The sequence below is a fragment of the Gilliamella sp. Bif1-4 genome, from assembly GCF_001690535.1.
Lineage (GTDB): Bacteria > Pseudomonadota > Gammaproteobacteria > Enterobacterales > Orbaceae > Gilliamella > Gilliamella bombi.
In genome coordinates, this window is sequence record NZ_LZHC01000065.1 from 12,841 (window position 1) to 25,871 (window position 13,031).

The 13,031-nt window shown below is 34.7% G+C and carries 13 protein-coding genes; 9 read left to right on the plus strand and 4 right to left on the minus strand.

Annotation, left to right across the window (positions count from 1 at the left end):
• Entirely contained in the window at positions 1–546 is a 546-nt protein-coding gene (nusG, locus tag A9G25_RS11130; RefSeq protein WP_034913625.1) for a transcription termination/antitermination protein NusG, read from the plus strand.
• A 194-nt stretch (positions 547–740) separates the two neighbouring features.
• Here nusG and A9G25_RS11135 read toward each other — a convergent pair whose 3' ends face one another.
• Both A9G25_RS11135 and A9G25_RS11140 read right to left on the minus strand, forming a co-directional pair.
• Complete coding sequence (locus A9G25_RS11135; RefSeq protein ID WP_065626979.1) at positions 741–2,663, minus strand: ABC transporter ATP-binding protein; 1,923 nt, start codon at positions 2,661–2,663, stop codon at positions 741–743.
• Between the two features lie 146 nt (positions 2,664–2,809).
• Complete coding sequence (locus A9G25_RS11140) at positions 2,810–4,813, minus strand: OPT family oligopeptide transporter (protein WP_065626980.1); 2,004 nt, start codon at positions 4,811–4,813, stop codon at positions 2,810–2,812.
• 214 nt (positions 4,814–5,027) lie between these two features.
• Here A9G25_RS11140 and mazG point away from each other — a divergent pair, with 214 nt between their 5' ends.
• The 3 genes from mazG to A9G25_RS11155 all read left to right on the plus strand — a co-directional run bounded on the left by mazG (position 5,028) and on the right by A9G25_RS11155 (position 7,070).
• Complete coding sequence (mazG, locus tag A9G25_RS11145; RefSeq protein ID WP_065626981.1) at positions 5,028–5,843, plus strand: nucleoside triphosphate pyrophosphohydrolase; 816 nt, start codon at positions 5,028–5,030, stop codon at positions 5,841–5,843.
• Positions 5,836–6,276 (plus strand): hypothetical protein, encoded by a 441-nt coding sequence (locus tag A9G25_RS11150; protein ID WP_065607682.1) that lies wholly within the window; start codon positions 5,836–5,838, stop codon positions 6,274–6,276. Before mazG ends, A9G25_RS11150 begins: the two co-directional genes overlap by 8 nt.
• A 167-nt stretch (positions 6,277–6,443) precedes the next feature.
• Positions 6,444–7,070 (plus strand): glutathione S-transferase N-terminal domain-containing protein, encoded by a 627-nt coding sequence (locus A9G25_RS11155; protein ID WP_081297251.1) that lies wholly within the window; start codon positions 6,444–6,446, stop codon positions 7,068–7,070.
• A 112-nt stretch (positions 7,071–7,182) separates the two neighbouring features.
• Here the strand turns inward: A9G25_RS11155 and A9G25_RS11160 are convergent, their stop codons facing one another.
• The gene (locus tag A9G25_RS11160; protein WP_065626982.1) at positions 7,183–7,671 is read right to left on the minus strand and encodes a hypothetical protein; all 489 of its coding nucleotides are present in this window, start codon (positions 7,669–7,671) and stop codon (positions 7,183–7,185) included.
• Between the two features lie 419 nt (positions 7,672–8,090).
• On the opposite strand from A9G25_RS11160, the gene A9G25_RS11165 reads away from it, so the two are divergent.
• Positions 8,091–9,194 carry a hypothetical protein gene (locus tag A9G25_RS11165; RefSeq protein ID WP_065626983.1) on the plus strand — a complete coding sequence of 368 codons (1,104 nt, stop codon included), beginning with the start codon at positions 8,091–8,093 and terminating at the stop codon, positions 9,192–9,194.
• A gap of 396 nt (positions 9,195–9,590) precedes the next feature.
• Positions 9,591–10,328, plus strand: coding sequence for a carbonic anhydrase (locus A9G25_RS11170; RefSeq protein ID WP_065627007.1), 738 nt, complete (start codon positions 9,591–9,593; stop codon positions 10,326–10,328).
• A gap of 329 nt (positions 10,329–10,657) precedes the next feature.
• Here A9G25_RS11170 and efp read toward each other — a convergent pair whose 3' ends face one another.
• Positions 10,658–11,224: an elongation factor P gene (gene efp / locus A9G25_RS11175; RefSeq protein WP_065626984.1), complete on the minus strand. Its 567-nt coding sequence runs from the start codon at positions 11,222–11,224 to the stop codon at positions 10,658–10,660.
• Between the two features lie 33 nt (positions 11,225–11,257).
• Between efp and epmB the strand changes: the two genes are divergently transcribed.
• The 3 genes from epmB to rnpA all read left to right on the plus strand — a co-directional run bounded on the left by epmB (position 11,258) and on the right by rnpA (position 13,005).
• Complete coding sequence (gene epmB / locus A9G25_RS11180; protein ID WP_065626985.1) at positions 11,258–12,286, plus strand: EF-P beta-lysylation protein EpmB; 1,029 nt, start codon at positions 11,258–11,260, stop codon at positions 12,284–12,286.
• A 210-nt stretch (positions 12,287–12,496) separates the two neighbouring features.
• A complete protein-coding gene (gene rpmH, locus A9G25_RS11185) occupies positions 12,497–12,637 on the plus strand; it encodes a 50S ribosomal protein L34 (protein WP_025314679.1) in 141 nt (46 codons plus the stop codon).
• 11 nt (positions 12,638–12,648) lie between these two features.
• Positions 12,649–13,005, plus strand: coding sequence for a ribonuclease P protein component (rnpA, locus tag A9G25_RS11190; protein WP_080702383.1), 357 nt, complete (start codon positions 12,649–12,651; stop codon positions 13,003–13,005).
• Positions 13,006–13,031: the final 26 nt, after the last annotated feature.

The following is a 13,031-nucleotide window of genomic DNA, read 5'->3' on the forward strand; positions in this document are numbered from 1 at the left end:
ATGAGCGAAACACAACAAAAGCGATGGTATGTTATTCAAGCTTATTCTGGGTATGAAGCGAGGGTTGCACAATCATTACGTGAATACATCAAATTACATAATATGGAAGATGCATTTGGTGAAGTTTTAGTGCCCACTGAAGAAGTTGTTGAAATGAAAAGTGGTCAACGTCGTAAAAGTGAACGTAAATTCTTTCCTGGTTATGTGCTAGTTGAAATGATGATGAATGATGCGACTTGGCATTTAGTAAAAAGTGTACCAAGAACAATGGGATTCATTGGTGGTACTTCAGATAGACCAGCGCCTATTAGCCAACGTGAAGTTGATGCTATCATGAATCGTTTACAACAAATAGGCGATAAACCACGCCCTAAAACACTATTTGAACCAGGTGAGCTTGTTCGTGTTAACGAAGGTCCATTTGCTGACTTTAATGGTGTAGTAGAAGAAGTTGATTACGAAAAAAGTCGCTTAAAAGTATCGGTTTCTATTTTTGGACGTTCAACTCCTGTAGAGCTAGATTTTAGTCAAGTTGAAAAGAGCTAATTTTTAATATATATTTTTAGTAAATTAGTAGTATGTTTTAGGAAACCACAAGATTTTATCTTGTGGTTTTTTATATTGATGCTTAATAAATGTAATAACTATTTATGAAAATAATTTAATACTAAACGATCCTCATAATTCTTTTATACTAAAACGTAGTGTTATCTGAAACTTTTTAACAAAATTAATTATTATTAATCCAAATTAAATGCTTCTAGCTGTTGTTGCAATTCTAGCCACTGTAACTCCGTTTCTTCTAATTGATTTTTAAGTTGGCTTTGCTCTAGTAATAAAGCTGTGAGTTCTGTTTTTTTGCTCGCATCATAGATTGCAGGATCTGACAATTGTTCTTCAATTTGCTTTAATTGATTGGTTAATTTATCAAGCATTTGCTCTTCTTTTTGTAACTGTTTTTTTATGGGCTGCATTTGAGCACGTAATTCAGCTTGCTTGCGTTTTTGTTCTTTACGATCCTGAGCTGAAACATTATTGGTATTTTCTTTTTTTATTGACTGAATTTCATCATTGGATTGATTTTCAGTTTTTTGTACTTCTGCTAACCACTTTTGGTAATCATCAAGATCGCCATCAAAAGGTTCCACTTTATGATCATGGACTAAATAGAATTCATCGGTGGTTGAACGTAGTAAATGGCGATCATGCGAAACCACCACTAATGCACCATCAAAATCAATCAATGCCTCAGTCAATGCTTGTCGCATATCTAAGTCTAAATGGTTGGTTGGCTCGTCTAATAAAAGAAGGTTCGGTTTTTGCCAGACAATTAAAGCTAAAACAAGACGTGCTTTTTCACCACCCGAGAAAGTTTTAACTGGCTCGGTAACTTTATCACCTTGAAAATCAAATCCACCTAAATAATTACGCAGTTCTTGTTCTGTATTTTTCGGTTCGGCAAGTTGCGTTAAGTGCCAAAGTGGTGATTCATCAGGGCGTAGATATTCTAATTGATGTTGAGCAAAATAGCCTAATTGAACACCTTTAGCGAGATTAATATGGCCTTCTTTAGGTGCAAGTTCACCAGCTAGCAATTTAATCAGTGTTGATTTACCTGCACCATTGCGTCCTAATAGACCAATACGTGAACCAGGAACTAAATTAAGCTTAATTTTTTCCAGTATAATTTTATCATCATAACCCGCTACGACTTTGTCCATCATTAACAAAGGGCTTGGTAAGAATTCTGATGGTTTAAAATTAAAATGAAATGGATTATCAACATGCGCTGGTGCAATCAGTTCCATTCTTTCTAACATTTTTATACGGCTTTGCGCTTGTTTAGCTTTTGTTGCTTTGGCTCTAAAGCGATCGATATAATTTTGTAAGTGTGCAACTTTGAGTTGTTGGCTTTCATAAAGAGACTGTTGTTGTGCTAACTTTGTAGATCGTTGAATCTCAAATGAGGAATAGTTACCAGTGTATTCAAATAAACTTTTTTGTTCAATATGAATAATTTTATTGACTAAAGGATCTAAAAAATCACGATCGTGAGAAATTAAAATTAAAGTTCCTTGATAGTTGCTTAGCCATTTTTCAAGCCAAATCACAGCATCTAAATCAAGGTGATTGGTTGGTTCATCAAGCAATAATAAATCAGAACGACACATTAACGCTTGTGCCAAATTCAATCGCATTCGCCAACCACCAGAATAAGATTTAACGGGAGACATTAATTGCTCATTACTAAACCCCAATCCATGTAATAATGTCGCAGCTCGTGCACGAATTGTCCATGCATCTATGGTATCAAGCTTTTCATGAATGACCGCAATTTGCTGACCATTATTTTGCTCATTGGCAATATCTAACTGCTTTTCTAATTGACGATATTCACGATCGCCATCAATCGCATATTCAATCGCAGGAATATCCAAGGCTGGTGTTTCTTGATTGACCCAAGCGAGTTGCCAGTGAGATGGAACACTCAATGTGCCTGCATCAGCTTGGATTTCCCCTTTAATTAATGAAAAAAGGGTGGATTTTCCGCAGCCATTTTTACCCACTAATCCCACTTTTTGTTGAGGATTAATGGTTGCTGATGCATTATCTAAAAGCAAGTTAACGCCTCGGCGCACTTGGATTGAATCAAAAATTATCATGATATTTTTGTCTATTATTCAAAGTAAAATAGGTTAATAAAAGATTGTTTTAATCATTCAAAATTAGGAATGTTATAAAACAATCAATTAAATAAAAAAGCCCTTTGTTAAAACGAAAAGGGCTTAAATTTAATTATTCAATAGGACTATTTCTTAATTGCTGATAAAGCGCGACGAATAAAGAGCGTACATATACCAACAAAAACAAAGAGACCTAAAAATTGAGGTAACATACCTAAATCAGCCGAAATTGCAAGCGGTGCATCATTTCCGCCACTTGTAATACTAATAACAATTACAACCGCCAATAATACGCCCACTAAACTTTCGCCAACAATTAGCCCTGACGCAATCAATGCAGCTTTACGATCAACTTTCTTAAATTGCTGTTCTGGAGCTAAATTTTGTGATTGTGCTTTTTTATAAGCATAGCGTTTAATTATCCATGATAAGAAAGTACCAATGAAAATAGGCATGGTAATACTTGGTGGTAGGTAAATACCTAAACCAACAGCAAGCGCTGGCAACCTAAACTTAGCTTTATTAGCTGCTAAAACTGAATCGATAATAATAATAATAGCACCTATACCTAGCCCGATATATATCATGGTTTTATCAAGATTATTTGAAATTATTCCTTTGGCAATTTTTGTCATCAATGTTGCTTGAGGTGCTGATAAAACTTGTTTTGGATCCATATCAGGGCGTGGAAGCGCACCAGTAAAGCCGTAAGCGTTATATAAAATTTCTAAAATAGGCGCAATAACAATCGCACCAACAACACAGCCAATTAATAACGCCACTTGTTGTTTCCATGGTGTAGCATGAACTAAATAACCTGTTTTTAGATCTTGCAAATTATCGTTTGAAATACAGGCTATTGATAACACTGCACTGGTAGTAAACAGCGTAAGAGCTGTGGCAAAATTAGAGCCCTCGGCAGAAGCTAACATACCATTAGCTTCACCTAAGCCTAATAGAACTAATGAAATAACAATGATAGCAACAATGGCAATACCTGATATTGGGCTAGCCGATGAACCAACAAGTCCAGCCATATAACCACAAGCGGCAGCCACTAAAAAGCCCATAATAAAAGCAAACAATGTAGCGCAAAACACTAATGACCAAGCAACGCCTGCCGATAGTCCACTATCTGTAATAAAGCTATAAAAAGTGACTAATAAAATAACTAACATACCACCCATAATTAATAAAATAGCTTTAGGTGATAAATCCCGCTCGGTTGATGCAATATCATCGTCAGACGCATTTGAACGCATACTTTTAAATGATATTTTTAAACCTTCAATCATTGGTTTGATTAATGTAAATAGTGTCCAAACTGCTGCAATAGCAATGACTCCCGCACCAATAAAGCGTATATCTTTTTCCCAAAATCCCATTGCAACTTTAGATAAAGGCAGACTAGTATCATAATCGGTAATTGCACTTAAAATTGGAACGCCAAATACCCAACCAATAATGGTTCCAATTAAAATGGCAATTCCTGACATAATCCCAATCAAATAACCTGCACTTAGTAACGCTAACGAAAATCCCATAGGAAGTTGAAAAATGGATTTGCCAGCAGTAAACCAATAAGCAGTACTTTCAGATAACACACGAAAACCATTAGTAAAAAGGCTGACTGTGGAGGCAACGATGCCACCAAATAAAATATCCTTTAAACCATCATTAGCTTCTTTATTATCGGTTTTAGAGCCTGCCTTTAAAATTTCAGCAGCCGCCACTCCCTCAGGATAAGGCAAATTGCTTTTAACGACCATGGCATGTCGCAATGGAATTGAAAATAAAACCCCAAGCATTCCGCCTGCGGCACATATTGCAAAGGTTAGCCAAAATGGAAAGTGTTGCCAATAACCAATCATTAACAAACCAGGTAGCACAAAAATAATTGAAGATAAAGTGCCAGCTGCTGATGCCTGAGTTTGCACCATATTATTCTCTAAAATAGTTGAACCTGAAAACAGTTTCAATATAGCCATTGAAATTACTGCAGCTGGAATTGCTGACGAAAAAGTTAATCCAACTTTTAAGCCAAGATAAACATTCGATGCAGTAAAAATAACAGTAATAAGAGCGCCGAGAATGGTACCTCTTAAAGTAAGCTCGCGTAAATTATTCATATTGTTTAATAACGTTAAATTAATAAGCAGGTATTATATACTTAATTCACATTTATCGGCTAGAAGTTCCGTATTTAGGGCTATTTTTACAATTTATATAATTATTTTTGGTGAAATAATTACCAATAATAGCAAAATATATAAGCGTCAATGTTTAAAAGAATAACCGTTTTGCTATGAAACCATTTACAATAGTTCAATCAATGATTAATTTATGAGAGATATTTTGAACGCATTACAACGCTTACAAGCCATAACCAAACAACTTCGTGATCCTGTTAATGGTTGTCAATGGGATCGGCAACAAACTTTTGCATCACTAAAATCGTATACTTTAGAAGAAACCTATGAGGTTTTGGATGCAATTGATAAGCAAGACATGGATGAACTAAAAAAAGAACTTGGTGATCTACTATTTCACATTGTCTTTTATGCTGATTTAGCCCAAGAACAAGGAAGCTTTAATTTTGATGAGATTTGTTTATCGGTTGTAGATAAATTAGTTTATCGTCATCCTCATATTTTTACAGAAAATAAGACTGAAAAAACTAATTGGGAACAACTTAAACAAAAAGAACGAGACCAAAAAGCGCAATACTCATTGCTTGACGATATACCCCAAGCAATACCTGCCTTAATGCAAGCAGAAAAAATTCAAAAGCGTTGTGCCTCGGTTGGTTTTGATTGGCATGAAATAAACTCTGTACTTGATAAAGTAAAAGAAGAAATTGGCGAAGTCGAGCAAGAATTAGAACACACTAAACAAGATCCACAAAAAATTGAGGAAGAACTCGGTGATTTATTGTTTGCGACCGTCAATTTAGCTAGGCATTTAAAGATTAAATCAGAACGCTGTTTACAGCAAGCTAATAAAAAATTTATCCGGCGATTTCAACAAGTAGAATCGATATTCAAACAAAAAAACTTATCTTTAATTGATGCAACGCTTGAACAAATGGAAGACGCGTGGCAAAGTGTTAAGCAACTAGAACAGATTAAACTCAATAGCGAAGTGAATAAAAATGACTGAACAAAAAAATGAATTATATCAAGAGATCGAAGCATGGGCACAAAATGCGATATTAAATAGTCCAAAATGGAGCATTAATCAGCTCGATTACTCTGAAAAAAGTATTACTGTTGTTGAAATGATCATCAGTGAACTGGCTGAAAAAAACTTTAGCATTCCAGAAGAACAACTCAACATGATATCGCAAGAATACGGATGTTATTTATTGCTCACCGCCCATAAAATATACGGAGGTGAATTTTATTGGAACGAAGAATTTGAACAACCCATGTTAATTTGCTGTGAACCTGATGCCATGATAGTCCTCATGACATGGAACAAAGTAAAAGGACGATTAGTAGGGGATAAAGCCGATCATATTGCCTATTTCTTAGATGAATTTGGCAAAGCTACTTTTCAACCCGAAAAAGGCACTCATGTAGTTTATTTGTAATAAAAATAATTATTTTTAAAGTCATTTACCAATAAAACTAAGAAAGCAGATAAATATTAACAAACTTTACGTTATATTATTGAATTAGATGAAGATTGAAATTGAATTACAAACTTTATATAGGTAATAAAAACTATTCAACGTGGTCTATGCGCCCTTGAGTTGTAATGAAACACCTTGGTATTCTTTTTTATGAAAAGTTTGTTAGATTTGATAACCTTGACGATAAATCTGCTTTTAAAGCAACAGTATCCTCAATATCGAAATATGGTACAGTACCAATTTTAGTTGATAATGATGTGGTTATATCTGATTCTTTGGCTATTTGTGAATACTTGGCTGAAAAACATCCCAACTTAGCTTTATGGCCGATAGATACTAAAAAAAAGGCTAATGCTCGCAGTTTAGTGGCTAAAATGCATTCAGGATTTTCTGCTATTAGAAAACATTTACCAATGAATATTGAAGCTGAGTTTTTCGAAATTGGGCAAATTATTTTACGTGATCATGCTGATGTCAAAAATGAAATTTCTCTTGTTGATGAATTATTATCTTCTTTCTTAAATTCTAATTTACCTCAATCTAACTACTTATTTGGTGAATTTACTATTGCTGATGCTTTCTATGCACCAATGTGTTTAAGATTAAAAAATTTTGGTATCAAAACATCGGCAACGTTAACCAACTACATTAACACTATTTGTCAAACTCATAGTGTTACAGAATGGATAAGTGAGGCAATGCAAGAAAAAGATTTTATTGTGGTGGATGAACCTTATCGTCTACACCGTTAATTAACAAATTCTAAGATATTTTTAAATTACTCGTGTGATAGCCTAGAATCTTTGAGGCTAAACAGATACTTTGCACACTAAAAGCAACGTTATTACTGTCTAAATAACTTAATTATTCATAAATAGTTGTTAATCGAGAAAATCTTGTTCTTAACGAAATGTAATCTTTTGAAAAATAATGAAATTTAATTTTTATCTCTTGGTTTATTAATTTAAATTTCATAATAACATAATGATGAGAATTAAATTTAGCAGAGAATAAATCATCATAATTAAGCCTTGATACAATTTTATTTGCATCTTTATCTGTAAAACAAATTTGTTTGTTCATTCGATCAAAATACATAAAATTCTCGTAGGTTTTATCGCAATAAAAATTTGAACGCACAAACTCATCTTTAAACTCACTTTTAAAAATTGTAATATGTTTATTAATAATAATATTTGTGTATTTAATAAATACCAGATAGTAAGCTAAAACGCCAATAATGATAAATGTGAGTCCAATATAATAATTTTTGAATAAAAAACTGCAAAAAGAAAAGGCTCCCAAAAGTGGCAAACATCCGCCAGCAATAAATCTTGTAATTGAAAATAACATCTATATCTCCTTTGTATTATGTGTAAATTATACCTGGATTCAAACATGAAGTGTAATTTTAAACACGGTAGGGTTTAGAACATTTTGGTCTTTTACGCAAGTTAATAATATCAGTGATATTGTCCAAATTAGGTTATTTTATGCAAAATTTCATAACGCCTAGCGACACCTCCCTGATTGAAATACTAAACAGTTTCAGTTATCGACAGTCGATAATGTGCAAAAAAATTCCCTATCCCTAAAGTTGAATTATTTTCATCTTTACATTTCTTTACAAAAAAGTCCGTCAAAAAACTAGCTAACTATTTTTTAAACGGATACACTTTAACCGTTTAAGGTGAAAAAGATCATTAAACAAGCAAGTTAATATAAAAATCAAAACAAAACAAAACAAAACAAAACAAAACGTTACTTGATAGGTGAAACAAAATGCAGTACAGTACCATTTTAGGCATAAGGCACTGGCAAACCTATGTCTTAAATTTATCAATAATCTTATTCGACGAGTCTTTACACGAAACTTATTTATATCTTCGAAATTATATCTCAACGTATTATCGAAATTATCGCTCAAATCACCTAAAACAGCTTTGCTAGTATTAGCACTGTTATTATTGTCATCGTCATGGGATGTACAGGCGAATGGTAAAAAGGCTCGAGCGGGTAATCGTAGTGATGCAATAATACTACCGTCGCCAGTTATCAATTATGTAAGACCGACTCTATATTTGGGTAGTGGCGACTTTGTAGGCCCAGCTGACATATGGGATCCTCGTAAGGGCTTTTTAGTTCAATCTATCAATCCTGAATTATATAACCTCAATTTTCCGACCACGGGTGCGCATAATTTATATTTTGATTTACTCATAACAGGAATAGAACCAGAAGAATTGACATGGGCACCTGTCACGCATGAGGGAATTACTGCAACAGTGACAAATGTTGCACCTTATGATGGTTGGATTCCTTTTGAGAATTGGGGGAAAGTTGTAGCTCGCGTAACGCTAACAGGTCCAGAGGCAAGAAATCAACAAAACAATCCGAATCCTATTCGAATTACTGTACCAAGGTTACCTCAGACGTTTGAGTTAGTGGGTAGAGATATTAATACCGGTGATGAGATAGTAAAATATGGCTTTTCTTTAAAGCAGTGGTTCGTCAATCGGCCTGGTAATCAATATGAACCTTATAGTGACCAATTAGCATGGTGTAATAGTTTAGGTTATCGCATGCCGAGGGTAAGGGATTTAACCAACGCAGTAAGAACAGATAATCCTCCTATTTCGGGTGCCACGCCATTGTCATCTAAAAATAATTATCAGCGACAAATAGGCGCTGGACTTTTTACGGAGTGGGGACCCCTACACTCTTACAAACCTGATACGGGCTTTTGCTCCTACTGCTGCTATTGGACGAGTGATGCGGCAAGTAGCAGACAGTTTCATATCATCCCGAACAACGGGCACGTCTACGGCGGCCGTGAGGACTGCAACGGCTACTATTCTGTTTGCACCATACCTTAGTTTTTAGCGTTTAGTCCTTAACCCTTAGGGCGCGGAAGGCGGTTATAGTGCTTGAGAGGACAATGTAGACAAGAATAAATCCCCAGCGAAAGTTGGGGCGCTGAGCAGGCAAAGCCTGCGAGCCTAGTATTTTAATGACTGAAAGTCAAAAAAGCTTTCGATTGATGATACCCAAGCGATGATTGCTTAATATAACTAATTAAATATTATCATAATAAATATTGAGTAAAATTAGCAACAAACAAAAAAGGTTATTTTTCAGCTTACTTTTTTGTTTAAATGTCAAACAATTTTTTTGATAAAAATATCAAAAAGTGATGATATACGATTCTAGTAAGGTAATTTTTTGTGGCGTATAATTGGGTTCCACTAATCACTTTCCAGCGTAAAAACAAAATGAAATTAAATGCAATAATTGCAGCTTTAATGGTTACCAGCCTATCTTGTGCTGCAACAGAACCTGCCCTCCATTGGGGCTATGAAGGCGAAAATAATCCAGAAAATTGGGGACACCTTTCGTCAGAGTTTTCAACCTGCGAAACAGGAAAGAATCAATCGCCAATCAACATTGAACATGTTTTTAAAACGCACCACGATAAACTTAAACTGACGTTTAAGCTAAGCAAGCAGGAAATCATCAATAACGGTCATACAATTCAAGTTAATGTTAATGATGGCAATACGCTTGAAATTGACAACGAGCTGTTTACGTTACAACAATTCCATTTTCATACGCCAAGTGAAAATAAAATCAAAGGCAAATACTTCCCGATGGAAGCTCATTTTGTTTATAAAAACAAAAATGGCGACTTAACGGTTGTTGCCTTGATGTTTAATAAAGGAAAACCTAATCCTGAATTAGCGAAAGCTTGGCAACAAATGCCAGAAGATGAAGGCAGTACCGCCACATTATCTCAATCAGTCAATATTAAGGCTTTATTGCCAAATAGATTGGATTTTTATCGCTTTAGCGGTTCACTAACAACTCCACCTTGTACTGAAGGCGTTCGATGGATTGTGTTAGAACAAGAAAGTAGTGCATCTGCTGAACAAATCGAAAAATTCCACTCAATCATGCATCACAACAATAATCGCCCAACTCAACCTTTGAATGGGCGAGTGATTGTTGATTAGTGTCTCTTGGCTCTGTTTAATGTGAATAGAGCCAAGAATTCGTACATTCATCATTTCTCGATAAGTAAAAATATATAATCTATTTTCAAGTAATTTTTATACTTGCCTTATTTTAGCTAACTTTGTGTCTTGGTAGTTAAACTCATATTCTATAAATACGGTTAGATACTTTTTATGGGGTATGTAAAAATTGTGTTGATAATTAAATTTGGATAGATTTTAAAGGGTTTTAATCATTGGATTGGTGTAAAACAGTAAGATTAAATTTATGCTGTTTAGATAAGCAAGAGAGGTTAGAGTAACCTCTCTTGTTCACAATAAATGCTAATTTATTTAACGCGTGATACGTATTCGCCTGAACGGGTATCTACTTTAAGGATTTCGCCAATTTGTACAAATAAAGGCACACGAACAACTGCACCAGTTGATAATGTCGCTGGTTTACCGCCTGTTCCTGCTGTGTCGCCTTTTAATCCTGGATCGGTTTCAACCACTTCAAGTTCAACAAAATTTGGTGGTGTTACTGCAATCGGTTGGCCGTTCCATAATGTTAAAATACATTCCGCTTGATCAACTAACCATTTTGCATTGTCGCCAACCGCTTTGGCGTCAGCCGAAAGTTGCTCAAATGTATCGTTATTCATAAAATGCCAAAATTCACCGTCGGTATAAAGATAAGTTAAATTCATATCAACGACGTCAGCGGCTTCAACTGATTCGCCTGATTTAAATGTTTTGTCGACAGTTTTGCCTGAAAGTAATTTTTTAATTTTTACACGATTAATAGATTGACCTTTACCTGGTTTATAAAACTCATTTTCAACAATGACACACGGTTCGCCATCTTGCATTATTTTAAGACCAGCTTTAAACTCATTAGTACTATAAGATGCCATAAAAGCTCCAACTAAAATTCTGAATTACAAAAAATGAGTCATATTATACAGCAAAAAGTTGAACTACCAAATAATAAAGATGAGTGGGTTTTTGATCTGGCCAATGTTGTGACAGATATCAACGTTTTATACTCCTATTTAGAACTAGATCCCAATACCATTTCAATCCGCATGCAACAAGCAAAAAAGGCGTTTCCGCTTCGGGTTCCTAGGGCTTTTATTAATCGAATGAAAAAGGGTGATAGTAATGACCCACTCTTGTTACAGGTGCTTTGTGATGATAGGGAGTTATTTAAAGTTGAAGGGTATAGTCATGACCCATTACAAGAGCAAGATAATGCCATTCCCGGATTATTGCATAAGTATCACAATCGGGCATTATTGATCACTAAGACTGCTTGTGCAATTAACTGCCGTTACTGTTTTAGACGGCATTTCCCTTATCATGATAATCAAGGTTCTAAAAAGAATCTTGCTATTGCGCTTGAATATATTACAAATCATCCTGAACTTAATGAAATTATTTTATCAGGAGGTGATCCGTTGATGGCAAAAGATCATGAAATGGCTTTTTTGATTAATGCACTTGAAAAAATCCCTCATGTTAAGTGTTTACGGATTCATACGCGTTTGGCCGTTGTTATTCCTTCACGAGTAACGCCTGAACTTTGCCGGTTATTTATTGAAAGTAGGTTGCAAATTGTAGTAATTACTCACATTAATCATCCAAATGAAATTGATAATTCTGTTGCTGGCGCAATTGGGCTTTTAAAAAAGAGCGATGTGACAGTGCTAAATCAAAGTGTATTGTTGAAAAATATTAATGATAATGCAAATATTTTGGCTCAGTTAAGTAATAAACTTTTTGATATTGGCATTTTGCCTTATTACATTCATTTATTAGATAAAGTTCAAGGTGCAGCTCATTTTTTAGTTGATGATAACTCTGCTAAATTAATAATGAAACAGCTTGCCGAGCAAGTATCTGGTTATTTAGTGCCTAAATTAGCGCGCGAAATCGGTGGAGAGAAAAGTAAACAAGTACTTACTTTTTGGAATTAGTTGATTGTTTTTTTAGTTATAAATTATTATTTTATAATCTATTTATTCTATTTTCTTTTATCGTGTGGTAATTAGGTGTTAATGGGATTTATCTGTAAAAATCTCATTGACGAAAAATAAAATAGGCACTATAATTCCGACCTCTTTAATTAATGCTGTGGAGTTTTTACTCTGCAACCTGTTGATAATTAGATTTGGATATAAATCGTCATGAAACGCACATTTCAACCATCAGTATTAAAACGCAATAGAACTCACGGTTTCCGTGCTCGTATGGCAACTAAAAACGGTCGTCAAGTTCTTGCTCGCCGTCGTGCTAAAGGCCGTGTTCGTTTAACTGTTGCTAGCTGATTTAAAGTTGGGTGATTAAGTTCACTTTTCCTCGGGAGTTGCGGTTGTTAACTCCCTTTGATTTCAATCATGTCTTTCAAGAGTCCATTCGGGCTGGTTCTCCGTTTTTAACTTTAGTTGCACGAAAAAATAACTACAATCATATGCGGTTAGGGTTTGCTATAGCTAAAAAACAAGTGAAACGAGCTCATGAGCGTAATCGTATAAGGCGACTGGCTAAAGAGTATTTTCGGCTTCATCAACATCAATTTCCTAATATTGATTTTATTGTGATGGCAAAACAGCCAGTTATCGACTTAGATAATCAGCAACTCGTTGAAACACTGAATAAATTATGCCAACGAATCATAGCCAAATACGAGGCTTGAATAAATTTAAATTGATTATTAAACAG